At 71.9% G+C, this 26,146-nt stretch carries 21 protein-coding genes; 6 read left to right on the top strand and 15 right to left on the bottom strand.

Features of this window, described 5'->3' with window-relative positions:
* Nucleotide 1 precedes the first annotated feature (1 nt).
* Complete coding sequence (locus ABD987_RS02335; protein WP_345386300.1) at nt 2-1,255, bottom strand: GUN4 domain-containing protein; 1,254 nt, start codon at nt 1,253-1,255, stop codon at nt 2-4.
* 501 nt (nt 1,256-1,756) lie between these two features.
* Here ABD987_RS02335 and ABD987_RS02340 point away from each other — a divergent pair.
* The gene (locus ABD987_RS02340; protein WP_345386302.1) at nt 1,757-7,252 is read left to right on the top strand and encodes an ATP-binding protein; all 5,496 of its coding nucleotides are present in this window, start codon (nt 1,757-1,759) and stop codon (nt 7,250-7,252) included.
* A 155-nt stretch (nt 7,253-7,407) separates the two neighbouring features.
* Here ABD987_RS02340 and ABD987_RS02345 read toward each other — a convergent pair whose 3' ends face one another.
* Genes ABD987_RS02345 through ABD987_RS02355 form a run of 3 tightly spaced genes read right to left on the bottom strand, consistent with a single transcriptional unit; the run spans nt 7,408 to nt 11,175 of the window.
* Nucleotides 7,408-8,547, bottom strand: coding sequence for an iron-containing alcohol dehydrogenase family protein (locus ABD987_RS02345; protein WP_345386305.1), 1,140 nt, complete (start codon nt 8,545-8,547; stop codon nt 7,408-7,410).
* 10 nt (nt 8,548-8,557) lie between these two features.
* Entirely contained in the window at nt 8,558-10,078 is a 1,521-nt protein-coding gene (locus ABD987_RS02350) for an aldehyde dehydrogenase (RefSeq protein WP_345386307.1), read from the bottom strand.
* The gene (locus tag ABD987_RS02355) at nt 10,054-11,175 is read right to left on the bottom strand and encodes a mandelate racemase/muconate lactonizing enzyme family protein (RefSeq protein WP_345386309.1); all 1,122 of its coding nucleotides are present in this window, start codon (nt 11,173-11,175) and stop codon (nt 10,054-10,056) included. Before ABD987_RS02355 ends, ABD987_RS02350 begins: the two co-directional genes overlap by 25 nt.
* 110 nt (nt 11,176-11,285) lie before the next feature.
* On the opposite strand from ABD987_RS02355, the gene ABD987_RS02360 reads away from it, so the two are divergent.
* Complete coding sequence (locus tag ABD987_RS02360; protein WP_345386311.1) at nt 11,286-12,104, top strand: IclR family transcriptional regulator; 819 nt, start codon at nt 11,286-11,288, stop codon at nt 12,102-12,104.
* 79 nt (nt 12,105-12,183) lie between these two features.
* Here the strand turns inward: ABD987_RS02360 and ABD987_RS02365 are convergent, their stop codons facing one another.
* A complete protein-coding gene (locus ABD987_RS02365) occupies nt 12,184-13,188 on the bottom strand; it encodes a PadR family transcriptional regulator (protein ID WP_345386313.1) in 1,005 nt (334 codons plus the stop codon).
* 79 nt (nt 13,189-13,267) lie between these two features.
* Nucleotides 13,268-14,161 (bottom strand): LysR family transcriptional regulator, encoded by an 894-nt coding sequence (locus tag ABD987_RS02370; protein WP_345386315.1) that lies wholly within the window; start codon nt 14,159-14,161, stop codon nt 13,268-13,270.
* A 71-nt stretch (nt 14,162-14,232) separates the two neighbouring features.
* On the opposite strand from ABD987_RS02370, the gene ABD987_RS02375 reads away from it, so the two are divergent.
* On the top strand, nt 14,233-15,219 hold the full coding sequence (locus ABD987_RS02375; RefSeq protein WP_345386805.1) for a YeiH family protein: 987 nt from the start codon (nt 14,233-14,235) through the stop codon (nt 15,217-15,219).
* 12 nt (nt 15,220-15,231) lie between these two features.
* On the opposite strand, the gene ABD987_RS02380 is transcribed toward ABD987_RS02375, so the two are convergent.
* Genes ABD987_RS02380 through ABD987_RS02395 form a run of 4 tightly spaced genes read right to left on the bottom strand, consistent with a single transcriptional unit; the run spans nt 15,232 to nt 18,285 of the window.
* Entirely contained in the window at nt 15,232-15,969 is a 738-nt protein-coding gene (locus ABD987_RS02380) for an ATP-binding cassette domain-containing protein (protein ID WP_345386317.1), read from the bottom strand.
* A gap of 22 nt (nt 15,970-15,991) precedes the next feature.
* Nucleotides 15,992-16,270 (bottom strand): hypothetical protein, encoded by a 279-nt coding sequence (locus ABD987_RS02385; protein WP_345386319.1) that lies wholly within the window; start codon nt 16,268-16,270, stop codon nt 15,992-15,994.
* A 9-nt stretch (nt 16,271-16,279) separates the two neighbouring features.
* A complete protein-coding gene (locus ABD987_RS02390; protein WP_345386321.1) occupies nt 16,280-16,870 on the bottom strand; it encodes a hypothetical protein in 591 nt (196 codons plus the stop codon).
* Nucleotides 16,870-18,285 (bottom strand): DHA2 family efflux MFS transporter permease subunit, encoded by a 1,416-nt coding sequence (locus ABD987_RS02395; RefSeq protein ID WP_345386323.1) that lies wholly within the window; start codon nt 18,283-18,285, stop codon nt 16,870-16,872. The genes ABD987_RS02390 and ABD987_RS02395 overlap by 1 nt, the downstream gene beginning before the upstream one ends.
* 90 nt (nt 18,286-18,375) lie before the next feature.
* On the opposite strand from ABD987_RS02395, the gene ABD987_RS02400 reads away from it, so the two are divergent.
* Complete coding sequence (locus ABD987_RS02400; RefSeq protein ID WP_345386325.1) at nt 18,376-18,987, top strand: nucleotidyltransferase domain-containing protein; 612 nt, start codon at nt 18,376-18,378, stop codon at nt 18,985-18,987.
* Here ABD987_RS02400 and ABD987_RS02405 read toward each other — a convergent pair.
* From ABD987_RS02405 to ABD987_RS02415, 3 genes are all read right to left on the bottom strand, one after another.
* Nucleotides 18,976-20,184: an MFS transporter gene (locus ABD987_RS02405; protein ID WP_345386808.1), complete on the bottom strand. Its 1,209-nt coding sequence runs from the start codon at nt 20,182-20,184 to the stop codon at nt 18,976-18,978. The two genes, ABD987_RS02400 and ABD987_RS02405, sit on opposite strands and share 12 nt — an antisense overlap.
* A gap of 205 nt (nt 20,185-20,389) precedes the next feature.
* Nucleotides 20,390-20,896 carry a flavodoxin domain-containing protein gene (locus ABD987_RS02410; protein ID WP_345386327.1) on the bottom strand — a complete coding sequence of 169 codons (507 nt, stop codon included), beginning with the start codon at nt 20,894-20,896 and terminating at the stop codon, nt 20,390-20,392.
* A gap of 73 nt (nt 20,897-20,969) precedes the next feature.
* Entirely contained in the window at nt 20,970-22,097 is a 1,128-nt protein-coding gene (locus tag ABD987_RS02415; RefSeq protein ID WP_345386329.1) for a nitric oxide synthase oxygenase, read from the bottom strand.
* 293 nt (nt 22,098-22,390) lie between these two features.
* Here ABD987_RS02415 and ABD987_RS02420 point away from each other — a divergent pair, with 293 nt between their 5' ends.
* Both ABD987_RS02420 and ABD987_RS02425 read left to right on the top strand, forming a co-directional pair.
* Nucleotides 22,391-23,425: a CobW family GTP-binding protein gene (locus tag ABD987_RS02420; protein WP_345386331.1), complete on the top strand. Its 1,035-nt coding sequence runs from the start codon at nt 22,391-22,393 to the stop codon at nt 23,423-23,425.
* A 128-nt stretch (nt 23,426-23,553) separates the two neighbouring features.
* Entirely contained in the window at nt 23,554-23,847 is a 294-nt protein-coding gene (locus ABD987_RS02425; RefSeq protein ID WP_345386333.1) for a hypothetical protein, read from the top strand.
* A 105-nt stretch (nt 23,848-23,952) separates the two neighbouring features.
* On the opposite strand, the gene ligD is transcribed toward ABD987_RS02425, so the two are convergent.
* Both ligD and ABD987_RS02435 read right to left on the bottom strand, forming a co-directional pair.
* Nucleotides 23,953-24,960: a non-homologous end-joining DNA ligase gene (gene ligD, locus ABD987_RS02430; RefSeq protein WP_345386336.1), complete on the bottom strand. Its 1,008-nt coding sequence runs from the start codon at nt 24,958-24,960 to the stop codon at nt 23,953-23,955.
* 93 nt (nt 24,961-25,053) lie between these two features.
* Nucleotides 25,054-26,136 carry an ATP-dependent DNA ligase gene (locus ABD987_RS02435; protein WP_345386338.1) on the bottom strand — a complete coding sequence of 361 codons (1,083 nt, stop codon included), beginning with the start codon at nt 26,134-26,136 and terminating at the stop codon, nt 25,054-25,056.
* Between the last annotated feature and the right edge of the window lie 10 nt (nt 26,137-26,146).

Raw genomic sequence — 26,146 nt, forward strand, 5'->3', positions numbered from 1 at the left:
GTCACCACTCCAGTTGCCGCAGTCGCCTATGGACGGACATGATCGTGGAGGCCCATTCGTCATGCCATTCCGGATAGACCTCCCGCTCCGGATTTCGCAGCGTCGGGTAAAAGGGCTCGCTTTCCACCGCCTGCCGCGTGAACAAGGGATAGCGAAGCGATACCTCGTCCTGCTCCGCGCGCCAGCCGAGCCGCACGCAGACCTCGCGGAACTCCCGGCGCCCGGCCAGGCCCAGATCCGCCAGCCTCCGTTGCTGGGCACGGAATCCCCAGGCCCCACCGGAGGATTCCGCCCACACCGCGTCCAGTTCGGCGATCAGGGCGAGCGGCAACCCCGTGCCGTCGGCGGACCGCAGCCACCCGTTGCGGCCGCGGCCCGCGGATTCGACCAGCGTCACCGTGGTCAGCGTGTCGGCGCTGCCCACCCGGCCATCCCGCAGGAACTCCCCGATCTGCCGCACCCGGTCCTTCGTCCCCGGGTCCAGCTCGTCCTCCGGCCCCGGGTCCGGCCCCAGCTCGGGCGCCGGGCGTTCCCCGGGCGATGCCGGCGCGTTCTCCGGGCCGGGCCGTTTCGGGAAGGCGATCCGAAAGGGAAAGGCCGGCTTCCCGGCCGGCCTTTGCGAGGGTGGTGAATCCCCTGGTACGCATACGTAGGCGGTCTCGCGAAACTCCTTGACCGCGACTTGGACCGATCGGAACTGCTCCGGCCGCAGCCCGCCCAGTCCCGACCCGACGACCTTCTGGTACACGGGCCGGGAAACGATCTGCACGAGGTGCGCGCGGGAACTCTCGTCCAGCGCGGCCCGCGCCGGCTTCGAGTCGAGCAGGCGGGCCGTGACGATCGGGGCGGGTCCAGCCCAGCCGAGCGGCCCCGCCGTCATGACGTCGCTGTGCATCGCGACGCGCAGCCGCATCTGCATTTTCGTGTTGTGGTCGTCGTTGTGTTCCGCGAGCCGGATGTCCAGCTCGTTGACGAACCCGCGGACAACAGCGATCAAATCGACATCAGGCGGCAATATCGCGAGTTCGCCGTCGCCCCCGGTCTGCCGTTCCCACCGCGCACGACTGATTCCCGCGTTCTCCGCCGCCTCGTTCAGGATTCGATCAAGTTCCCGCTGAAGTACGACGTGCCCACGGGTGGGCCGGTCACTGTACTTCTGGATATCAACTCCGATCATGAAACGCTCGAAAAGAGACACATGACCTCCAGCGCGGCACCCCGGGCTACTAGTAGCCGCCACGACACTACTCCTCATGGCCGCCCGCCTCCGTGTCAAATGACACAACGGAAATGATCCACAAAACGCGTGATCCCGTCGTTCGGCAGTGGTGCCGCGAGCCGGGGAAATCGACGAGTACCGGAACGGCCGCACCACGGGACGAGGGCCACGGCGGCCCGGACACCTGGCAGCCGCGACCCTCGAATCCCACCCGCCTGGTCACGATTCAATAACCAAGTGCGACTCCTCTTGACGAGACATCCGCTTCGACACCTCGCTGGTCGTCAGCGCCCCGTGAACCCGCGGTTACCACCAGGGGACCACCACCCGGCTTTGTGGCAGATCTGGAGCGAACGGCCGTCCGGCCGGTGTGGCCTGGGCCGCTTTTTGGATGGTTCCTCCAAAACCGGGGCCACGGCATGCGTCATAGGTGACATTGGTGTACCGGCTGGTAAGAGAGCACTGTGTAGGCAGGAGCAGGCGACGCCCCAGGACAAGGGGACGTCGCCTTCTGTGCGTACTTGGGAGGCTCAGTCGGTGTTCAGTCGTGTCGCCATCGTGAACCGGGGAGAGGCCGCGATGCGGCTCATCCACGCAGTCCGGGATCTCTCCGCGGAGACCGGGAAGCGGATCGAGACCGTGGCTTTGTACACCGACGCGGACCGGACGGCGACGTTCGTGCGCGAAGCGGATCTCGCCTACTCGCTCGGCCCCGCCTCGGCGCGGCCCTACCTCGACTACGCCGTGCTGGAGCGCGCGCTGACCGAGACCGGCGCCGACGCGGCGTGGGTCGGCTGGGGATTCGTCGCCGAGGACCCGGTCTTCGCCGAGTTGTGCGCGAAGCTCGGGATCACCTTCGTCGGGCCGAGCGCCGAGGCGATGCGCAAGCTCGGTGACAAGATCGGCGCGAAGCTGATCGCCGAGGAGGTCGGGGTCCCGGTGGCCCCGTGGAGCCGTGGCGAGGTGGCGAACCTCGACGACGCGCTCAAGGCGGGCGACCGGATCGGCTACCCGCTGATGCTCAAGGCCACCGCGGGCGGCGGCGGGCGCGGCATCCGCAAGGTCACCTCCGCCGACGACCTCGCCGACGCCTACGAGCGCACCAGCCAGGAGGCGCTGCGCGCGTTCGGTTCCGGCGTCGTGTTCCTGGAGCGGCTGGTCACCGGCGCCCGGCACGTCGAGGTCCAGGTGATCTCCGACGGGGAGACGGCGTGGGCGCTCGGTGTCCGCGACTGTTCGGTGCAGCGGCGCAACCAGAAGATCATCGAGGAGTCCGCGTCGCCGGTGCTCGCCCCGGCGCAGACCGCGGAGCTGAAGGCCTCGGCCGAGCGGCTCGCCGTGGCGGTGAACTACCGCGGCGCCTGCACGGTCGAGTTCCTGTATCACCCCGGCGAGCAGCTGTTCGCCTTCCTCGAGGTCAACACGCGGCTCCAGGTGGAGCACCCGATCACCGAGGTGACCACCGGCACCGACCTGGTCAAGCTGCAGCTGCACGTCGCGAACGGCGGGAAGCTCGAAGGCGCCCAGCCCGCCGAGCTCGGGCACGCGGTCGAGGCACGGCTCAACGCCGAGGACCCGGACCGCGACTTCGCCCCCTCCCCCGGCCGCATCGCGCGCCTGGCCCTGCCCGCCGGACCGGGCATCCGCGTCGACACCGGCGTCAGCGAGGGCGACACCATCCCGGCCGACTTCGACTCGATGATCGCCAAGATCATCGCCTACGGCCGCGACCGTGACGAGGCGCTCGCCCGCTTGCGCCGGGCGATGGCCGAGACCACCGTGCTCATCGAGGGCGGCGCGACCAACAAGAGCTTCGTGCTCGACCTGCTCGACCGGCCCGAGGTGATCGACGGCAGCGCCGACACCGGCTGGATCGACCGGGTCCGCGCCGAGGGCGGGCTGATCACCCACCGGCACTCGGCGATCGCGCTGGCCGCGGCGGCGATCGAGGCCTACCGCGACGAGGAGGACGTCGCCCGGCAGCGGCTGCTGACCACCGCGCACGGCGGACGTCCCCAGGTACAGCACGAGAGCGGCCGGCCGCTCGACCTGAAACTGCGTGGCGTCGGCTACCGCGTCGGCGTCGCGCGCGTCGGGCAGACGCGCTTCCGCGTCGGCATCAGCGGCGGTGGCGACTTCCGGCCCGCCGACGTCGAGATCGAGCGGTTCGACCGGCACAGCGGGCAGATCACGGTCAACGGCACGCGTTTCCGTCTCGTCACCGGGACACACGGGCCGATCCACCTCGTCGAGGTCGACGGCGTCGCGCACCGGATCAGCCGCGACGAAGGCGGCGTCGTCCGCTCCCCCGCGCCCGCGCTCGTCGTCGCCACACCGCTTTCGGTGGGTGACGAGGTCGAGTCCGGCGCGCCGATCCTGGTGCTGGAAAGCATGAAGATGGAGACGGTGCTGCGCGCGCCGTTCCGCGCCCGCGTCCGGGAGTGCCCGGTGTCGGTGGGCAGCCAGGTCGAGACCGGCGCGCCGCTGATGCGGCTGGAACCGCTGGCGGACGGCGACACCGCCGAAGAGTCCGATCAGGACAGTGCGGTGGTGGAGATCGACCTGCCCGCCCAGCCCGACGGCGCCTCCGCCGCGGACCGGGCCGCCCGCGGCCTCCAAGACCTCCGCAGCCAGCTGCTCGGCTTCGACGTCGCCGGGGAATGGACCCCGTCGCTGACGGACTACCTGGCCGCGCGCGCCGAACTCGGTGCCCCCGAACAGTTGCTGACCGGTGAGCTCGGCCTGCTGTCGGTGTTCGCGGAACTGTCCGAGCTGAGCCGGAACAAGCCCGCCGGCGAGGACAGCGAGCCGAACACCCCGGTGCACAGCCCGCGCGAGTACTTCCACACCTACCTGCAGAGCCTCGACGTCGAACGCGCCGGGCTGCCCGAGCAGTTCCAGGCGCGGCTGCGCCAGGTGCTCGGCCAGTACGGGGTGACCGAGCTCGAACGGACGCCGGAGCTGGAGGAGGCGGTCTTCCGGATCTTCCTGGCCCAGCAGCGCGCGTCCTCGGACGTCGCCGTCGTCTCCGCGCTGTTGCGCCAGTGGATCACCGAGGCACCGCCGGTGGACTCGATGCGGGAACCCACCGGGCTCGCGCTGGAACGGCTCGTGGCCGCCACCCAGGTACGTTTCCCCGCGGTGTCCGACCTCGCGCGTGGTGTGGTGTACCGCTGGTTCGCCCAGCCGCTGCTGCGGCGCAGCCGCGCCCAGGTCTACGCCGGGATCCGCAAGAACCTGCGTTACCTCGACCGGTACCCGGAGACCCCGGACCGCGCCGAGCGGATCGCCGCCATGGTGTCCAGCGCGGAACCGCTGGTACGGCTGTTGGGCCAGCGCATCGCCCGCCCTGGCGCCGGTACCGCGCCGCTGCTGGAGGTCGTGACCCGGCGCTACTACGGCAACCGGGCGCTGGAGGACATCCGGGCGCGGGTGCTGGCCGGCTGCGTGTTCGTCACCGCGGAGCACACCGCCGCCGAGCGCCACACCCGGGTCGCGACCACCGCGGTCGACTTCCCGGCGCTGCCCGAGGCCGTCCGCGTGGTCGGTGACCTCGCCGGCGAGCTGTCCGGGGACAGCGAACTGGTGGCCGACCTGTACGTCGCCTGGGACGGGCAGCCCGACGCCGACGCGATGGCCGAGCAGCTCGGCCGGGTGCTCGCCGCGCATCCGCTGCCCGCCCGCGTCGACCGGATCACCACCACCGTCGCCGGGAGCGACGGCGCGGTGATGCACCACCACTTCACCTTCCGCCGTACCGGCGACGGGTTCGCCGAGGAGCGGCTGATCCGTGGCCTGCACCCGCAGATCGCCGAGCGGCTGCAGCTGCGGCGGCTGCGCGAGTTCGACCTCACCCGGCTGCCCTCCTCCGACGAGGAGGTGTACCTGTTCAAGTGCGTGGCGCGCAGCAACCCGGACGACGAGCGGCTGGTCGCGATGGCGCAGGTGCGCGACCTCACTCCGCTGCGCGAGGCCGACGGCAGGCTCGTCTCGCTGCCCGCGGCGGAGGACACGCTCTCCGCGTGCCTCGACGCGATCCGCCACGTCCAGCCCCAGCGCCCGGCGAAGAAACGCTTCGACACCAACCGGATCGTCATCTACGTGTGGCCGCCGACGGACCTCACCATGGACGAGCTGCGCATGCTGACCGAGCGCATCCTGCCCTCGGCCGTGGGCGCCGGGCTGGAGGAGGTCAAGTTCCTGGCCCGCCAGCGGGACCGGGAAACCGGTGAGCTGACCGACGTCGAGGTCAGCATCACCTCCGACATCAGCGCGCGCGAGGGTTTCCAGCTCTCGGTGAGCGAACCGGCGACGACGGTGGTCGAGCCGCTGGACGACTACCGGCAGAAGGTGCTGCGCGCCGCGCGGCGGGGCACCGTCTACCCGTACGAGCTGACCGCGATGCTCGCCGGGAACCGGGGCGGCTTCGTCGAGCACGACCTGGACGAGGCCGGGGTCCTGGTCCCGGTCGACCGGCCGCGCGGCCACAACAGGGCCGCGATCGTCGCCGGGGTGGTCAGCACGCCGACCCGGCGCTACCCCGAGGGCGTGACCCGCGTGGTGCTGCTGGGCGACCCGACGAAGTCGCTGGGCGCGCTGTCCGAACCGGAATGTTCCCGCGTCATCGCGGCGCTGGACCTCGCCGAACGGATGCGGGTCCCGCTGGAGTGGTTCGCGCTGTCCTCCGGCGCGCGGATCTCGATGGACTCCGGCACCGAGAACATGGACTGGGTCGCGGCGGCGCTCAAGCGGATCGTCGAGTTCACCCAGGCGGGCGGCGAGATCAACGTCGTCGTCTCCGGCATCAACGTCGGCGCCCAGCCGTACTGGAACGCCGAGGCGACGATGCTCATGCACACCAAGGGAATCCTGGTGATGACGCCGGACTCGGCGATGGTGCTGACCGGCAAGCAGGCGCTGGACTTCTCCGGTGGTGTCTCGGCCGAGGACAACTTCGGCATCGGCGGTTACGACCGGGTGATGGGGCCGAACGGGCAGGCGCAGTACTGGGCGCCGAACCTCGGCGCGGCGCGGGACGTGCTGATGTCGCACTACGACCACACCTACGTCGTCCCCGGTGAGACCTCGCCGCGGCGCGCGAGCACGAACGACCCGTTCGACCGGGACGTCTCGGTCTTCCCGCACGCCGTCGTCGGCAGCGACTTCACCACGGTGGGCCAGATCTTCTCGGCCGAGCACAACCCGGACCGCAAGAAGCCGTTCGACATCAGGACGGTGATGCGCGCACTGTCCGATCAGGACCATCCGGTACTGGAACGCTGGGCGGGCATGGCCGACGCCGACACCGCCGCGGTGCAGGACGTCCACATCGGCGGGTGGCCGGTCTGCCTGCTGGGCATCGAATCGCGGTCGGTACCCCGCCGCGGCTTCCCGCCCACCGACGGCCCGGACACCTACACCGCGGGCACGCTGTTCCCGCGCTCGTCGAAGAAGGCGGCGCGCGCGATCAACGCGGCCAGCGGGAACCGGCCGCTGGTGGTGCTGGCGAACCTGTCCGGGTTCGACGGCTCGCCGGAGTCACTGCGCAAGCTGCAACTGGAGTACGGCGCCGAGATCGGCCGCGCGATCGTGAACTTCGAGGGCCCGATCGTGTTCACCGTGATCTCGCGGTACCACGGCGGCGCGTTCGTGGTCTTCTCGAAGACGCTGAACCCGAACATGACGGTGCTGGCGCTGGAGGGCTCGTTCGCCTCGGTGCTCGGCGGGGCCCCGGCGGCGGCCGTGGTGTTCACCAACGACGTCAACACCCGCACGGCGAACGACCCCCGGGTGGTCGCGTTGCAGGCACGGGTCGGGGAGAGCAGCGGCGCCGAACGCGCGGCGCTGGCCGCGGAACTGGCCGAGACGCAGTCCTCGGTGCGGGCGGAGAAGCTGGGTGAGGTGGCCGCGGAGTTCGACCGGGTGCACAGCATCCAGCGCGCGGTCGAGGTCGGCTCGGTCGACGCGATCGTCAGCGCCGCCGAGCTGCGGCCGCGGATCATCGAGGCCATCGAACACGGCATGAAGCAGTAGGTTTCGAAGGCCTCTGAAGGCCACCTTGAGGGACTTGAACGCCCTCAAGGTGGCCTTCAGAGCGTCTCGCCCCCCACGGCCCCCATGCGCCCCAATGTGGCGTTCGGTGCGTCCAACGCACCCAATGCCACATTGGGGCGCTCGACCGCGGCGGATCAGTGGACCGCCTGGAGCAGGTCCAGGACTTCGGCGGGGGCGGGCAGACGCGGGGAGTTCTTCGTGACGGCGTCGGCCACGGCCGCCTCCGCGATCGCGGGCAGCATCTCGCGGGTGACGCCGAGCTCCCGCAACGGACGTTTGATCCCGATCGACCCCGAGATCTCCCGCACCGCCGCGATGGCCGCGTCCGCCCCACCACCGTCCACAGTGGAGACACCCATCGCGCGCGCGGCCGTCTCGTAGGCGGACGCGGCGGCGGGAGCGCTGAAGGTCATCACCTCCTCCAGCACCGCGGCCAGCGCGACGCCGTGCGGGGTCCCGGTGCGCGCGGTGAGCGCGTGCCCGATGCCGTGCACCAGGCCCAGCCCGGACAACGTCAGCGCCCGGCCCGCGAGGTGCGCGCCGAGCATCAGCCGCGACCGCGCTTCGAGATCGGCGCCGTCCCGGTACGCGACCGGAAGCCACCGGCTCACCATCGAGACCGCCTGCGTCGCATACGCCGCCGACACCGGGTTCGCACCACGGGAAGCCAGCGACTCGATCCCGTGCACTAGCGCGTCCAGCCCGGTCGACGCGGTGACCGGCGCGGGCAGGCCGAGGGTCAGTTCCGGGTCGAGCACGGCGATCCTGGGCAGCACCGACGAGTGTCCGATATAGACCTTGCGGCGGACGTGCAGGTCTTCGACGACACCGAAACCGTTGGTTTCCGCGCCGGTCCCCGCCGTCGTGGGCACCGCCACGATCGGCAGGCCGTCCGCCGCCGACCACAGGGTGTCCGCGTCCGCCGCGACGGCGTCCGGATTGCCCGCCAGCACCGAGATTCCCTTCGCCGCGTCCAGCGCCGAGCCGCCGCCGAGCGCCACCACCACGGCGTTCCCGAAGCCCCGCAGCCGCGCGGCACCCCTGTCAAGCTCCACTGTGGACGGATTGGGACCGACGTCCTCGTGGACCTCGTGCGCCAGCCCCGCCGCCGCGAGCGTCCGTTCCACCCGCCCGACGATCCCGGTCGCCCGCAGTCCGCGATCGGTGATCACGAACGCCCGGTCGTGCCCCAGTTCCGCCACGAACCCCGGCAGCCCGGCCAGTACGCCGGGCCCGAACTCCAGCCGTCCGGACGGTTCCACGCTCAGCCGCATGGCGGTCTCCTCAAGAAAGGTCGATCCAGGTGGTCTTGAGCGCGGTGTACGCGGCGAGCGCGTGCAGGGACCTGTCCCGGCCCGCCCCGGTCGCCTTGAACCCGCCGAACGGCGTGATCACGTCACTCGCGTCGAACGTGTTGACCCACACCGTGCCCGCCCGCAGCCGTTTCGCGACCGCGTGCGCGGTCCCGACGTCGCGGGTCCACACCGACGCGGCGAGCCCGAAGTCGGTGTCGTTGGCCAGCCGGACACCCTCGTCGGTGTCACCATTGTAGGAGATCACGGACAGCACCGGGCCGAAGATCTCCTCCCGCGCGATGGTGTCGCCGTTGCGCACACCGTCCACAATGGTCGGTGAGAAGTAGGTGCCACCGGTACCAGTGAGCACGCGGTCCCCGCCGAGCACCACCTTTCCGCCCTCGGACCGTCCCGTGTCGACATAACCGAGGATCCGGTCCAGCTGGACCTCGTCGACGATCGGGCCCATGACCGTGGCCGGGTCGAGCGGGTCGCCGACACGGAAGGTCTCCTCGGTCGTCGAGACGATCTCGGCGAGCAGCGGTTCCTTCAGTGATTCGGGCACGATCAGCCGGGAACCCGCGTTGCAGGTCTGCCCGGCGTTGTAGAAGACGCCCCACGCCACGGCCGAGGCCACCGCGGACAGGTCCGCGCCGGGCAGCACGAGCTGCGGCGACTTCCCGCCCGCCTCCACCGCGACCTGCTTGCCGTTGGACTCCCCCGCGTACACCTGGAACAGCCGGGCGACCTCGGCCGACCCGGTGAACGCGATCTTGTCCACCTCCGGATGACGGCCGAGTGCCCGGCCCGCCACCTCACCCCGGCCGGGCACGACGTTGAGCACGCCGTCCGGGAGGCCCGCCTCGGTGCCCAGCCGGGCGAGGACCAGCGCGGCCAGCGAGGTCTGCTCCGCGGGCTTGAGCACCACCGAGTTCCCGGTCGCCAGCGCCGGGGCGAGCTTCCACGAAGCGATCAGCAGCGCGTAGTTCCACGGCACCACCGCGCCGATCACCCCGAGCGGCTCGCGGGTGACCAGCGCGAGCGCGTCACCGGGTGTCGGTGCCACCTCGTCGTAGGTCTTGTCGATCGTCTCGGCGTACCAGGCGATGGTCTCGGCCGTCTTGACGACGTCGACACGCACCGACTCGGTGATCGGCTTGCCCATCTCCAGGGTGTCGAGCAGGGCCAGCTCCTCGGCGTTCGCGAGGACCAGCTCCGCCCAGCGCAGCAGGATCCGCTTGCGCTCCCGGGGAGCCAGCCAGCGCCACCGTCCGTCCGCAAAGGACTCCCGGGCCGCGCGCACCGCCCGGTCGACGTCCTCGGCGCCACCGTCGCCGACCCGGGCGAGCACCCGCCCGTCCCGGGGCGACGTGGTGGGAAACGTCGCCCCGGAAAGGGGATCGGTGAACCGGCCGCCGATGAACGGCCGCGTCTCCGGGGCGATCCGCCCGGCCGCGGCCAGCCAGTCCTCGTGCGTGCGGGCCGTCAGCGCCGCGATCGGATCCGCCACCGCGAGACCGCCTCCTCGTCGAGTTCGACACCGAGTCCCGGTGCCGTCGGGACTTCTAGCTCCCCGGCCGGGTTGATCATCAGTGGCTCGGCGAGCATGAAGTCGCGGCGTTCGGGGGTCCAGCCGGGCGGGTCGTAGGGGAACTCGAAGTACGGTCCCCCGCCGACCCCGGCCGCGACGTGCAGGTTGGCGAGCACCCCGATGCCGTTGGTCCAGCTGTGCGGCGTGAACGCGCGATGCTTCAGCCGCGCCAGTTCGGCCAGTGTCCGCGCCCGGTGCATCCCGACCGCGAGCACGACGTCCATCTGGTAGACGTCGAGCACGTCGTGCTCCAGGTAGCGCAGCAGCTCGGGCACCGACGGGTGCATCTCCCCCGCCGCGATCCGGACACCGGGATTCTCCGCGCGCAGCGTGCGGAACCCGTCGATGTCCGCGTACGGCAAGGGTTCCTCGACCCAGAAGACGTCCAGTTCGGACAGCCGGCGGACCAGCTCGCGGGTCTTCGCGAGGTCCGTGGCCGCCGCGGTGTCCCCGGCCATCCGCCAGGACTGGTTCAGGTCGACCATGATCGCGAAGTCCGGGCCGAGCGCCTCGCGCACCGCCGCTACCGCGGCGACGCCCTCGGCCACCCGGTCGCGGTCGATCCGGATCTTCGTCGCCCGGAAGCCCGCCTCCCGCGCCCGCAGCGCCGCTTCGGCACGGGCTTGCGGCGGCTTCAGCTCGGCCGACGAGGCGTACGCGGGCAGGGACCGGGCGGCGTTGCCGAACAACGTCGCGACCGGCAGCCCCGCGACCTTCCCGACGATGTCCCACAACGCGGCCTCCAGCGGCCAGTAGCGGCCGCCGTGGAAGTTGGCCGTTTCGATGGCCTTGACGTGCCGCACGATGTCGAGCGGGTTCCGGCCGAGGAACAGGTGCTCGACCTGCTCGAACCCGGCCATGGTGTCCCCGGAGCCGATGCCGGTGACCCCGTCGTCGGTGTGCACGCGCACGATCGTGGCGTCGAAGTGGCGGCGCGGCTCGGGATCCCAGGCCGCGAGCAGCGGTGGGTCGAGGTCCAGCCGCAGCCGGTCGAGGGTGATGGCGACGATCTTCACGTGATCGAACGTAGAAACGGGACGGGCGGCGGGGCAAGGTCCGCTGGTGGATCGCAACGCGCGTTGCGATGGCGCCAACCGGAGACCGGCCACCGGGATACGCTGCGCTCGTGACGGTTCCGCGGGCGGGTGCGGTGTCGCGCGGCCAGGGACACGGCCTGCGCCGCGACCTCGCGCTGCTCGAAGCGCTCGCCTCCCCCGAAGCGCAGCGCGCGGGCGGGCTCGGGGTGGTCCGGCTCGCCCAGCTGACCGGCCGGGAGAAGAGCCAGGTCTCCCGCGCGCTCAAGGCGCTCGCCGAGGAGGGTGTCGTCGAACGCGATCCCGACACGCTGGAGTACCGCCTGGGCTGGCGGCTGTTCTCCCTGGTCGCGCGGACCGCGCAGGACCGGCTGGTCCGCGCCGCCGAGCCGGTGATGCACGCGCTCTCCGAGGATCTCGAAGAGACCAGTCACCTGTGCGTGCTGCGGGACCGCGAAGTACTGACGCTGCTTTCGGTCTCGGGGCATTCGTTCCGCGTGGCGGGCTGGGAGGGCCGCGGGGTCCCGGCGCACTGCACCTCGGCCGGGCGGGTGCTGCTGCTCGACGCGAGCCCCGACGAGCTTTACGTCCGGTTTCCCTTGCTGGAAAACAGTTTCCCACTGTCCGAAGTGCACACTCTGCCGCAGCTGTGGGCGAGGATCCAGGAGTGCCGCCGCGAGGGTTACGCCCTCGTGCGGGAGGAGTTCGAAGTGGGACTGTGCGGCGTTTCGGCGCCGGTACGCGACTTTCGCGGCCGGGTGGTGGCCGCGCTCAACGTCTCCGCCCCGGTGTCGCGATTCGGGCACCGCCTCGACGACGCGGGCCGGGTGACGGCGGCCGCCGCGGCGAAGGTGTCCGCCCAGCTCGGCTGGGAGACCACCACACGACCACCCGCCACACCCCCGACCTGAAGGTCCGTGAATGCCACATTGAGGGACTCAGAGTCCCTCAATGTGGCATTCACGGACCGCCGCGGGAACCGGCCCCCGGTCAGGACAGGTCGTTCTCCGGCTCGGCGGCGGCCAGCACCTCGTACACCTTGCGGCGTGCCTCGGACAGCACCTTCCGGACCTCGGCGAACTCCGCGTCGGTCCCGGTGTAGGCGACCTGCGAGGCCGCGCCCGAAAGCTCACCGAGCTGACGCCACAGCGCCTGGAAACGATCCGCGCCCGGCGCCTCGGCGGAGTCGCTCTCCCACAGCGAGCCGAACTCCTCCTCACGACCGGCGACGTGCTCGCGGCCGGCCTCGGTCAGCTCGGCGACGCGGCGGCCGCCGTTCTCGGCCGTCCGGACCAGGCCCTCGTCCTCCAACTGCTGCAGGATCGGGTAGATCGAGCCGGGGCTCGGCCGCCACTCGTTGCCGGTGCGGCGCCGGATCTCCTGCATGATCTGGTAGCCGTGCATCGGCTCCTCGGTGAGCAGTGCCAGCACCGCGGGCCGGACCGGACGGCTCGGCCCGCGCCTGCCCTGCCACGGCCCGCCGCCGAACCAGCCGCCGTGCCGGCGCGGGTCGCCCGGGCCGGGGCCACCCGGAAAGCCCGGGAAGCCGGGAAATCCGGGGAACCCGCCACGGGGGTCCGGGCCGTGCGGCGGAGGCGGCGGGAAACCCGGCCCGTGCGGCGGGCCACCGTGCGCGGCCTCCGGCCCGAAGCCCTCCTCGGTCCCCCAGCCCTCGCCGTCCCCGGGATGCTCCGGGTGACCGCGCCAGTCCGGGCGGCCGAAACCGAAACCGCCGTGACGGCGCGGATCACGATCGGGGAACCCGGGGAAACGCCCGTGCGACGGGGGCCCGAAACCCGGTCCGTGCGAGGGCCCGGCGTGCGCCGCCTCCGGGCCGAAGCCGTGGCCCGCGTGGTCACCGGGGTGCTCCGGGTGGCCGTGCTGCCCGTGTCCGTGCCGTCCGAACCCGCCCGGGTGCCCCGGGTGCCCGAAGCCGAAACCGCCGCGCTCGCCGAAGCCGCGGAAGATCCTGCCGAAACCTGTGGTCCGCTCCATGATCTGTCCCCTTCCTATCGGCGACTATCACCGACATGGCCACGATATATCGCCGCTATTCGGGACGCAAGGACGCAGGTCAGCGGCGTATCGCGAGGGCGAGCAGCTCCGCGGCGGGCCCGGTGAGCCGCCGCCCGGCGGGCCAGACGGCACGCAGCGCGCGGCCGAGGTCGACCCCGTCGACCGCGACCGGCACCAGCCTGCGGTCGGCGACCTCGCGGGCGACGTCGAGCGCGCTGATCACCGCCGGGCCCGCGCCGGAGATCACCGCGTTCCGCACCGCCGAGGCCGAACCCAGCTCCAGCAGCGGGGTGACCGCGCCCGCACCGGCACGGCGCAGCGCGGCGTCGACGGTCTCGCGGGTCCCGGAGCCACGCTCGCGGACCACCAGCGGGGTCGCCGCCAGCTCGGCGGCGGTGAGCGGACGGCGCCTGCGTGCCCATCGATGCCCGTCGGGCACGACCACGACGAGGTGATCCGCCGCGACCTTCCGGGTGGCCAGGCCCGGCAGCGGGCCCGGCGACTCGACGAACCCGAGGTCCACCTTGCCCTGCACGACCAGCTCGGCGACGTGTTCGGAGTTGACCACCTCCAGCCCGACATAGCGATCGGGGTGGGCGCGCTTGACCTCGCCGATCCACGCGGGCACGAAGTGCTCGGCGAGCGTCATGCTCGCGGCGACCCGGAGCTCGGCCTCGCGTTGCGCGCGCAACGCCTCCGCGCCGGTGAGCAGCTCGCTCATCTCGTCCAGCACCCGGCGCGCCCAGCCGACCACGACGCGGCCGTCCGGGGTGAGCCCGGACCCCCGGTGGCTGCGGTTGAGCAACGCCAGCCCGAGCCGTCGTTCCAGTGTGGACAGTCGTTTCGTCGCGGACGGCTGCGCGATGCCCAGCGCGGCCGCGGCCTGCCCGATGCTGCCGAGTTCGTCGACGAACACCAGCAGGCGGAGTGAGTCGAGGTCGGGTGCGGTCATAGCCCAAGTGTATGACCTCAGCACGCGCCGACGGCTACCGCGACACCGGCGGGCGGGCGAGGCTTGCGAACATGACCACGACCCGCCCCAGAACAGTCCTTCCCGGACTCGGCGTCACCGCGGCAGGCGTCGCGGTGGCCTACCTGATCAGCTCCGCCCTGCCGGTCCTCGGCGCGCTCACCGTCGCGGTCGTGCTCGGCGTGCTCACCGGCTCGCTTCCCGTGCTCACCGACGAGCTCCGCCAGGCCATCGGCCGGGTGACCAAACGCCTGCTGCGCGCCGGGGTGGTGCTGCTCGGCCTTCAGCTCGCCCTCCCGGCGGTGCTCTCGCTCGGCCCCGGCACCCTGCTCGCGGTCGTGCTGACCGTCGGGGTGACCTTCGCCGGCACCCTCGGGATCGGCAAGCTGATCCGGGTCCCGCGCGGGCTCGCGATGCTGGTGGCGACCGGGTTCTCGATCTGCGGCGCCTCGGCGATCGCGGCGATGGAAGGCGTCGTCGAACGCAAGGACTCCGACGTCGCGACGGCCGTCGCGCTCGTCACCTGCTACGGCAGCATCGCGATCGCGGCGGTTCCCCTGCTGGGCAACGCGCTCGGCCTGGAGGGCATCCGGCTGGGCACCTGGGCGGGGATCAGCGTGCACGAGGTGGCGCAGGTGGTCGCGGCGGCGACCCCGGCGGGCGCGGGCGCGGTGGCGATCGCGATCGTGGTCAAGCTCAGCCGCGTCGTCCTGCTGGCGCCGATGGTGGCGCTGGTGAGCGTGGCCGAGAACCGCAAGCGGACCCGCCCCGACGGCGCCCGCGCACCGCTCGTCCCGCTGTTCGTCCTCGGCTTCCTCGCCATGGTCGTGGTGCGCAGCACCGGCATCCTCCCCGGCGCCGTGCTCGACGTCGCGAAGATCGCGTCCACCCTGCTGCTCGCGGGCGCGCTGTTCGGGCTGGGTTGCGCGGTGCGTATCGGCGTCCTGATCCGCACCGGCGGCCGGGCACTCCTGCTGGGCCTGTTGTCGACGCTTCTGGTGGCCACCACCGGTTTCTGCACGCTGGCCCTCTTCGCCTGAACGTATAGGCCGTTATACAGAATCCAGAAAGAAGCCCCGTACGTACGGGTCGGCGAGGGAGCGCAGCTCGCTCGCCGACCCGGCGGCGGTGATCCGGCCCTCGCGCAGGACCGCCATCCGGTCGGCGACGCCGGTGGTGGTCAGCAGGGACACGTCCTGGGTGATGGCGAGGACGGCGGCACCGGCGTCCGCGTATTGGCGCAGGGTGGCCCAGACCTCGTGGGCGAGGTCGGCGTCCAGGGAGGCGGTGGGTTCGTCGGCGATGAGCACTTCGGGCGCGGGGAGCAGCGCGGCGGCGAGCGCGGCACGCTGGATCTGCCCGCCGGAGTGCTGGTGGGGATGGAGATCGAACGCGTCGGCGGGATAGCGGGCCGCGGCGCACGCGCGGTCGAGAGTCCATCGCCGGTACCGGTTTTCCCGTTCGCGCAACTGGGCACCGACGGTGTGCCCCGCGCTGAAAGCGGTTACTCCCGCTTGGGGAACCAGGCCGACGGTCCGGCCGCGCAGCCGCCGCCAGTGCCGCCGATCCCGCACGGGCACGCCGTCGACGAGCACCTCCCCGGTGACCTGAGCCGATTCGGGCAGCCCGCCGGTCAGCGCGGCGGCGAGCATGGACTTGCCACACCCGGACTCGCCGAGCAGCGCGGTGATCCGGCCCGCCGGCACGGCGAGGCTCACCGCGTCGAGAACCGTCTCGCTCCACCGTCCCGTGTCGATGTGCACGGTCAGCTCACACAGCTCGGCGATCACCCGTCCGACCTCCCCGATGGGGCTAGTCGCCACCGCCGGGGATCACGGTCAGCCCGTGGCGCGGATCCGGTGTGGCGTCGAGTGCTGCCCGGACCGCGGGCCGCTGACGGAACTCGTCGCGGACGCGTTCGGTCCGAAAGGCGATCTCAAACACCACGCCGCGACAGTGGACCCGCCACGACCACCGCACCGCCCGATCGGCGATCGCGGCGTCGACCAATGCCTCGGCATAGGCGCGACGCCACGCGCTCGCGGGCACCTCCCCGTCGAGCACCTCGATGCGCAGCCATGGATCCGACACCCTCGACGCTCACGCCGGGCCCGGGGCGCCGGGTGGCGGTTCCGGTGGCAGGACGTGGATGGAGACGTCCGGCCGTTCCGGCGCCGGTCCCGTGGTCGCCGCCGGGGCCGGTGGCAGCCCCGGTCCGGGGTTCGCCCGATAGCTGAGCACGGCGGCCAGCACGGCCAGTACGACCGACGCCAGCAGGGCGATGCCCCCGATGTCGGGAACGACCACCAGGCTGTTGGGCCCCACCGGAGACACCATGAGGGTCACCGTCGCGATACTGGCCGCCGTGGCGGCGGTGAACGCCGCGCTCACCGCCGCCGACACCGGCCGCACGCGTCGCGCGCGGGCGGCCGAGACGAGCGCGAACAGCTGCACGGCCGCCGCGGCCACCAGCACCAGGCCGACGGGGACGGCGGTTTCCGTGAACGTGGTTCTCCCCGGGACGCCGTATCCGACCGACCACGCGCCGATCACGACCTCCGGCGCGTTCGGCTCGGGACCTTCGGAACTCCGGACGGTCATCAGCGGCAGGAACACCCCCGCCACCGTCGCGGCGATCGCCGCGAGTTCGGCCAGGACGACCCGGACAACGGAAACCCGCCGATGCTCCATCACGCCATAGTGCCAGCGACCGCCCGGTTCCGGCGCTGAACCCGCCACAGCCAGGCGGTCAGCCCGACGGCCGCGACGCTGCATCCGGTGAGCCAGGCGAACGCCGTCCGGAATGCCATGGCCGGGCCGTCGGGGAGCGCGTTCGCCAGCACCACCGCGAACAACGCCGTCCCGACCGCGCCGCCGACCCGCATGACGATGTTGATCTGGGCCGTGCCGTCGGGCAACTGGGACCGGGTCACCGCGGCGAAGGCGACGGTGCCGACCGGCATCATCAGGAACGCCGACGCCATTCCGCGCAGGACCAGCAGCGCCTGCACGAACACGCCGTCGACCGGCAGGTCGGCCACCGCGAACGGCACGGTGGCCGCCAGCGTGGCCACACTCCCCCACAGCGCCACGGCCCCGCCCCCGTAGCGGTCGGTGAACCGCCCGGCCAGTGGCAGCGCGATCGCCGATCCGGCGCCGAGGCCGATCATCAGCAGCCCGGTGGTGACCACGTCGCTGCCGCCCAGCACCTGGAAGTACAGCGGCAGCAGGAACATCGCGCCGAACATCGCGGGCCCGGTGAAGAAGGTGGTGGCCGCGGCGACCGCGAACGTCCGGTTCCCGAACAGCCCGAGGTCCAGCAGCGGGTGCTCGCGACCCCGGGTGCGCACGCAGAACGCCACGAGCAACGCGATTCCCGCGAGCGCCGGGAGGAACACGCGGGGCGAAGCGAACGTCCCGGTCTCGCCCCATGCCGTCGCCGCGTAGATCACCGCGGGGATTCCGACGCCGATGAGCAGGTAGCCGGTGCCGTCCGGCCGGTGCGCGGTGCCGCGCTCGCCGCGCGGTACGTACCGCAGGCCGAGCAGGGTCCCGGCCACGCCGATCGGGATGTTGATCAGGAACAGCCACGGCCAGCTCAGCGAGTGCAGGATCAGCCCGCCGAGCAGCGGGCCGATCGCCGGGCCGAGGCTGACCACGATGCCCAGGGTGGACACCACCCTGCCCAGCCGGGCCGGTCCGGCGACCTCGCCGAGCACGGTCTGGCCCGCCGGGACCATCAGCCCGGCGGCGAGTCCCTGCAGCACGCGCAGCGCGATGAGCCAGCCGATGTTCCCGGCGAACGCGCACAGCGCGGACGCGACGGTGAACGCGACGAGCGCCGCCAGCCACAGCCGCCCGGCGCCGTAGCGGCGGGTGAGCCAGCCGCAGGCGGGCAGCGACACCGCGAGCGCGATCAGGTAGGCGGTGAACACCCACTGCACCGCGCCGAGCCCGGTGCCGAGATCCCGGACGAGGGTGTCGACTCCGACGTTGACCACGGTGGTGTCGAGCATGCCCGCGAAGGCGCCGAACACGATCACCCAGCACACCCGCCACAGCTGGGGTGTCATTTTCCCCGGTGCTTCCTCCGCCGTCACGACCACGGCGTTCTCCTTCCCCCTTGGTGAATTCTCGTGATCACGCTAAAACTTAAAGTGCGCTTCAAGTCAAACCCCGGACAGGGAGGCCGCCGGATGCCCGAAGAGATCCGCGAACCGTGGGGCGACTGGGATCCGGCGGCCCCGGCCGAGGCGGCGGGGCTGTTCGGCGCGTGCGGCGTCCCGTGGTGGATCGCGGGCGGGTACGCGCTCGAACTGTTCGCGGGGCGGCGGCTGCGCGCGCACGCCGACCTCGACGTGCTCCTGCTGCGCCGCGACCAGCTCGCCGTGCAGGCCGTGCTCGGCGGCTGGCAGTGGTGGGCCGCCGACCCGCCCGGGGTACTGCGCCCGTGGCGGCCGGGCGAGATCCTGCCCCCGGCCGTGCACGACGTCTGGTGCCGCCCCGGCGCGGCGAGCCCGTGGCGGATCCAGATCATGCTCGACGACCACGACGGCGACGACTGGGTTTCGCGACGGAACCCCCTGCTACGTCGGCGAATCGGAGAGATCGGACTTCTCGGCACCGCCAGCGTGCCCTACCTCGCCCCGGAGATCCAACTCTTTTACAAGGCGGCCCATCCCCGGCCCAAGGACGAGTCCGACTTCGCCGCCGTGCTCCCCCTGCTCGGCGATGTCCGGCGCCGCTGGCTCGACGACGCCATCGCGGCCACTTACGGCAAGGCCCACCCCTGGCGCTCAGCGCTGTGAACCGCTTGCCGGTGCCGTCGCGACGGCATCGCCGCCGAACCGGATTCCCTTGGCCTCCTTGCCGATCGCGGTCAGCAGCACCACCAGGAGCAGCGTGGGCACGACCGTCCACAGTAGAGCGGCGGAGTAGCCGTGCGACTCGGCGATCGCCTGCTGGATCGGCAGGTTCAGCGCCGCGAGGAGATTGCCGAGCTGGTAGGTGACGCCGGGGTAGAACCCGCGGATCGCGTCCGGCGACATCTCGGTCAGGTGCGCCGGGATCACGCCCCACGCGCCCTGGACCATGACCTGCATCAGGAACGAGCCGAGCGCGAGCATCCCGGCGCCGTGGTCGAACGCGAAGATCGGCAGGATCGGCAGTGCCAGCAGCGAGGTGAGCACGATGGTGCGGCGGCGGCCGAGCCGTTCGGACAGCGCGCCGAAGGTCAGCCCGCCGAGGACGGCGCCGATGTTGTACAGCACCGCGATCCACGTGCCGGTGGACGCGGACAGCCCGGCACCGCCGTGCTCGTGCGCCTTGAGGAAGCTCGGGTAGACGTCCTGTGTGCCGTGGCTCATCCAGTTGAACGCCGTCATCAGCAGCACCAGGTAGCCGAACCGGCGGATCACCTTCGGGTTCAGCAGGACGTCCTTCACCGAGGTGTGCGTGACGCGCAGCTTCTCGCGCGTGGCCTCCCACACCTCGGACTCCCTGACCCGCGCCCGGATCAGCAGGCTGATCAGCGCGGGCAGGATGCTCAGCATGAAGATCCAGCGCCAGTGCAGGCCCAGCGCCGAGTGGAACAGCAGGTAGGCCAGCGCGGCGAGCAGATAGCCGAAGGAGTAGCCGACCTGCAGCAGCCCGGAGAAGAACCCGCGCCGCGCCACCGGGATCTTCTCCATCGCCAGCGCCGCGCCCAGCCCCCACTCCCCGCCCATGCCGACGCCGTAGACGAACCGCAGGAGCAGCAACACCGTGTAGTCGGGCGCGATCGCGCACAGCAGCCCGGCCACGGAGTAGAGCAGCACGTCCACGATGAGCGGGAGGCGGCGGCCCACCCGATCGGCCCACAGCCCGAACACCAGCGCCCCGACCGGGCGCATCACCAGCGTCGCGGTGGTGATGAAGGCGAGCTGGGTGGCGCTCGCGCCGAAGGAGGCGTCCTTCGCGATGTCCGCCAGGACGAACACGACCAGGAAGTAGTCGAAGGAGTCCATGCTCCAGCCGAGCAGGGCGGCGAGGAAGGAGTCGCGCTGGTCCCGGGTCAGCGACCGCCGGGGTGGTTTCGCCGTCGCCACGCCGTCCGCCACACCAGGCTCCCGTTCGCCGCCGGATTCCCCCCGGCCCGGTCTACACCCGCCGCGCGCCCGCGGACAAGATCTTGCCGGTCAGCGGAAATACCGGTAGGACAAGGCGAATCCCTCACAACGGGACGCGGATGCGCACCCGGCGCCCGATGTCGGAGGCCCACGCGCGGATGCGGTCCCAGTCGCGGAAGTCCCCGGCCCGCTGCCCCGAGGCGACCAGCCGCGCCACCACGCCCCGCGCCTTGGCCGGGTCGAGACGGCCGCCGAAGGTCTCCGTGCGCTCGGCGTCGATCCGGGCGGCGAGCAGCGCGACGCGCGCGGGCAGGCTGACCCGGGCGGTGCCCGCGCCGGGCCCGCACGGCCCGCTGTGGAACAACCACACCGGCCGCCCGGCGAGTGCCTCGGCGTTGCGCTCCAGCAGCCGTACGGCTTCGGGCCGCCAGCGGTGGAAGTAGAGCGCGCTGCCGAGTACGACGGCGGCGTATTCCTGAACGGCGGTGACCTCCGCGGCGTCCAGCACGCGCACGGAAAGGCCGTGGTCACGCAGCACTTCGGCGATCACCTCGGCGATCTCCCGGGTGCCGCCGGTCTTGCCTGCGTAGGCGACGAGAACCGCGGTCATACGCACAGTGTCCCCCGACCGGTGCCCGGCCGCGTGACCCACACGAGTCAATCCGCCGATCGGACGCCCGGGCTCAACCGCGGGGTACGAACGCCGGACGCTGCGCCGGATCCGGTACGTCGTAGTACCGGTGGAACACCGCGGTCTGCCCGCCGGACAGCGGCGGGACGATCCAGCTCCAGTCGGCCCGGCAGCGGCGGCCCGCGCGTTCCTCGCGCGCGACGTGGTCGAGGAAACGCCGGGACTCGGTGTGGTGGTCGGCGACGGTCACCCCGGCCTCGTCGAACGAGTGCTGCACCGCCAGCGTCAGTTCCACCAGCGCCCGGTCCCGCCACAGCGTGCGCTCCGAGGCGGTGGACAGCCCCAGCAGCTCGGCGACCACGGGCAGCAGGTCGTAGCGGCCGGCGTCGGCGAGGTTGCGCGCGCCGACCTCGGTACCCAGGTACCAGCCGTTGAACGGGGCCGCGGGGTAACGGACCCCGCCGATCACCAGCGTCATGTCGCTGATCGCGGGCACCGCGTGCCAGCGCAGCCCCAGCAGCGCGAACCGGTCGTGGTCGGGATGACGCAGCGGCACCTCCAGCACCGCGTCCGGCGGCACGGTGAACAGCCGGGACTCCCCCGGCACCGCCTCGACGAGCAGGGGCAGGACGTCGAAGGCGCCGCGCCGGGCCGGCGGGCGCCAGCCGAGCGCGCGGACCCGCTCGGTGAAAGACGCGTAGCGGGGATCTCCCAGGACCGTGCCGTCGTCGCGCGCGTACCCCGCGTAGCGGATCAGCTGTTCGTTGTGGATGCGGGGACCCGCCGCCGCCGGGGTGTCGGGGGCGAACACGGTCACCGTCGGCCGGATCCGCCCGCCCCGGGTCGCCTCGCGCAGATGGGTCACGCACTCCGCGGCCACCGCGGCGGCGCCCGAGACGTCCCGCCGGTCCCGGATCCGCAGCCCGCGCCAGTACAGCCTGCCGATGCAGCGGGCCGCGTTGCGCCAGGCGGCCCTGGCGCCGAAGGCCAGCTCGGCCGGGGTGTGCCGGTAGGTCCCGGTCCGCTCGATCTCGGCGCGGACGCGGGCCAGCCGGCGCGCCGGTCCGCCGCCGCACACGCCCTCGGCGTGGCACTGCCGGACGAACTCCTCCGCCTCGGCGAATTCCACCGCGCGTTCGTCGTCGCTTTCCCGTCGGCCGCTCGCTCGTTCTTCCGTCACCCGCGCGGAGGCCGACGTCACCACACCCACCACTCTCCGATTCCGGGAACCCTTGGCACGCTTGACAAACCGGACAGACGGCGAAGGCTACCCGCGCCGCGGCGGAACGACACTCCGCCAAACGCGGTCACCACGAACTGTCGTTGCGCCGAATACAGCCCGCGGGAAAACAATCACCTTTTCCGCCGTGACCCGGTTCACCTTTCCGGCGGCGCCCGGCGGGCCGCGGGCGCGCGGCGCCCACCCGCGGCTAAGGTCGTCGGCACGGTGACGACGGCGCGAAAGGACGGTCGGTGGGCACGAAGCGGATCCCGGTGGTCCTCGTCGCCGGTTTTCTCGGCGCGGGCAAGACGACCCTGCTCAACCACCTGCTCGCGAACCGCCAGGGTGTGCGGATCGGCGTGGTGGTCAACGACTTCGGCAGTGTCAACGTCGACGCGCTCGCCGTGGCCGGGCAGGTCGACACCATGGTCTCGCTCGGTAACGGCTGCCTGTGCTGCGCGGTGGACGCGAGCGGGCTCGACGCGATGCTCGCGCGGCTGGCCGAGGCCGAGGCGGGCATCGACGTCATCGTGGTCGAGGCCAGCGGGATCGCCGAACCGCGCGACCTGATCCGGCTGATGATCGCCAGCGAGAACCCCGGGATCCGGTACGGCGGGCTGGTCGAGGTCGTGGACGCCGCGGAGTTCGAGCGCGCCCGCGCCCGGCACCCCGAACTCGCCGACCATCTGCGCGTCGCCGATCTGGTGGTGCTCAACAAGGCCGACCGGGTCGACGCGGACGCGCTCGCCGAGGTGTCCGCCACCGTCGAGGAGCTGGCGCCGCGGATCCCGGTGCTGACCACCGCGCACGGCCGGGTGAACCCCGAGCTGTTCTTCGACCCGGAACCCCGGGACCGCGCCGGCCAGCTGTCCTTCGACGATCTGCGCGCGATGGACGCGCACGACCACGGCGACCACTCCGAGCATCTGCACGCGGCCTACCAGAGCGTCACCTTCACCGGCGAAGACCCGTTGGCACCGCGGAAGTTCATCGAGTTCCTGGAACGGCGGCCCGCCGGGATCTACCGGATCAAGGGCCACCTCGACTTCGGGCCGAACGGCACCCGCTCCCGGTTCGGCCTGCACACGGTGGGCTCGTTCGTGCAGTTCGACCGCTCGGCCTGGCCGTCCGATCGCCCGCGCCGCACCGAAATCGTGCTCATCGGGTCCGGAATGGACACTCACACCGTGCACGCCGCACTCGCGGACTGCCGCGCGGAGGACCCCGGCACCGTCGACGAACGCGGCATGCTGCACGTCCTGCGCTACCTCGAAGAATCCGCCTGAGCCGTCGGCCCCGGTCAAGCCTGACACGCCGAAGTAGCGCAAACGCACGGAAATCCGGCGTCCACGACGGACACTGGCACGCGGCGAACGACGTACGAGTTGAACCGGCCTCCCAGGAGGACTGTTCCATGGCGAGTACCCGCACCCCGCTCACCGGCACACCGCGCTGGTACCTCGTCGGCGTGCTGCCCGACGAGCATCCGGTCGCGCACCTGATGACCCGTGCCGAGGACCTGCGCTACCGGCGCTCGGCCTGCGGTGACCGCGAATCCCGCAGCTGGACGCCGGTGGACCTCACCGAGGACGCGGTGACACCCTGCGCGGCCTGCGTCGCGACCCTGCCCGCTCCCCCCGCCTGCACGCGAGGCCCGGCCGCCCAGCTCGCCTTCGACCTGCCCCTGCGCCAGCACCTGGACGTGTGACGGGGTCATGCGCCCCAATGTGGCGTTCGGTGCGCTGGACGCACCCAATGTGGCGTTCGGTGTGTTGAACGCACCCAATGCCACATTGGGGCGTTCGAGCCGGCGCTATTCCGTCTTCTTCGCGCGGCTCGGTGCCACGCGCGGCGGTTCGTTGGGCTGCTTGGGATACACCGGCGGCCACGGCGCGTCCATCAGCCCGTCGGCCAGGTCCCGGCGGGCCATCTCCAGCAGCGGTTCGATCGACTGTGGACGGTCCCCAGCACCCGCCCACGCATCGCCGCGCCCGGCCACGCGCGCGGGCACCGTGCTCAGCGTCAGCTCGTCCGGGACGACGGTGTCCAGTTCGTCCCAGCCGATCGGCGTGGACACCTGCCCGCCGGTCCTCGGCCGCACGCACCACGTGCCGAAGACCGTCTTGTGCGGCGCGTTCTGGTTGAAGTCGACGAACACCCGCGCGCCGCGCTCCTCCTTCCACCACCGCGCGGTGATCCGCTCCGGGTGGCGGCGCTCCAGCGCGCGGGCGAGCGCGACGGCCGCGGCCCGCACTTCGTAGCTGTCCCACCGGGATTCGAGCATGACGTAGAGGTGCAGGCCACGCGAACCGGACGTCTTGACCCACGCCTCGATGCCGAGCTCGCCGAGGAACTCCCTGGTCAGCCCGGCCGCCTCGCGCAGCTGCTCGAACCCGACCCCCGGCGACGGGTCGAGGTCCACCCGCAGCTCGTCGGTCACCTCCGGCGTGTCCGCGCGGAACGGCCAGACGTGGAAGCCGAGACAGCCCAGGTTGACCGCCCAGAGCACATGGGCGAGGTCCTTCGCGACCAGCGCGTCGCTCGTGGTGCCGTTCGGCGTCGAAACGACCGTGGTGCTCAGCCAGGGCGGCGCGCCCTTCGGCACGCGCTTCTGGAACCAGTTCTTGCCGCCCGCGCCGTCCGGATACCGCTCCAGCAGCAGCGGGCGGCCGCGGAGCCGGTCCAGCAGCGGGCCTTCGACGGCCTGGTAGTAACGGACGAGATCGAGCTTCGTCTCGCCACGCTGGGGAAAGTACACCTTGCCGGGACTGGTGATCCGCACCTCGACCCCGCCGACGTCGAGGCTGACGGCGTCACTCATGCGATCGCCTCGCTCCGCGAGACAGTGTCAGATCCCTTGTGGCGCATGACATCCATGATTCGCTCGCAAGCTTCGCTCATGCGATCGCCTCGCTCATCGTGCCTCCCCGAACAGTTCCGCCAGCTCGGCGGGCGGCGCCTCGTCCAGCTGGGCGTAGGTGCACGACGCGGGTTCGCGGTCCGGCCGGAACCGCACCAGCCGCCCGCCGTGCCGGAACCGGCCGCCCTGCAGGTGCTCGTAGCGGACCTCGGCCACCCACTCGGTCCGCAGCGGTTCCCAGGACAGATCCTTCTGCGGGGCCCACCGGCTCATCGCGCCGGGCCTGCGCCCGGGGTCGGGCTCGTATTCCGCCCAGGTGCGCCAGGGGTGGCCTTCGAGAGCGTTTTCTCGCAGCGGTTCCAGCTCTGTCACCAGCTCACGCCGCCTCGCCGCGGTGAAACTACTGGCGACGCCGACATGGTGCAGCGTCCCGGCGTCGTCGAACAGGCCCAGCAGCAGCGAACCGACGCTCTCACCGTCCTTGTGCCAGCGGAACCCGGCCACCACGCAGTCCGCCGTGCGCTCGTGCTTGACCTTCCACATGACACGCTTGTCCTGTTCGTACGGCAGTTCGGCCTGCTTGACCATCACCCCGTCGAACCCGGCGCCCTCGAACCGGGTGAACCAGTCCTGCGCGAGATCGGCGTCGTCGGTGAGCGGGGTGAGGTGCACCCGTCGCAGCGCGCCGTCCGGATCGTGCGCGAGGACGCCTTCCAGCTCGCGGCGGCGTTCGCGGAACGGCTCGCCGGTCAGGTCGCGGTCACCGAGCGCCAGCAGGTCGAACGCGACGAAACTCGCCGGGGTCTCCTCCGCCAGCTTCCGCACCCGGGACGCGGCCGGATGCAGCCGCAGCTGCAACGCCTCGAAGTCCAGCCCGGTGGGCGTCACCAGCACGATCTCGCCGTCGACGACGCAGCGCGGCGGGAGCGCCGCGGCCAGCAGCTCCACCAGTTCCGGGAAGTACCGCGTGAGCGGGCGGTCGTTGCGGGAACCCAGCTCGATCTCGTCGCCGTCCCGGAACACGACGCAGCGGAAACCGTCCCATTTGGGCTCGTAGCGGAGCCCCGCCGCACGAGGCACCTCGTGCACGGCCTTGGCCAGCATCGGCCGCACCGGCGGCATGACGGGCAGATCCACGTCCCGATCC

The sequence above is a fragment of the Amycolatopsis samaneae genome, assembly GCF_039541975.1.
Taxonomy (GTDB): Bacteria; Actinomycetota; Actinomycetes; order Mycobacteriales; family Pseudonocardiaceae; genus Amycolatopsis; species Amycolatopsis samaneae.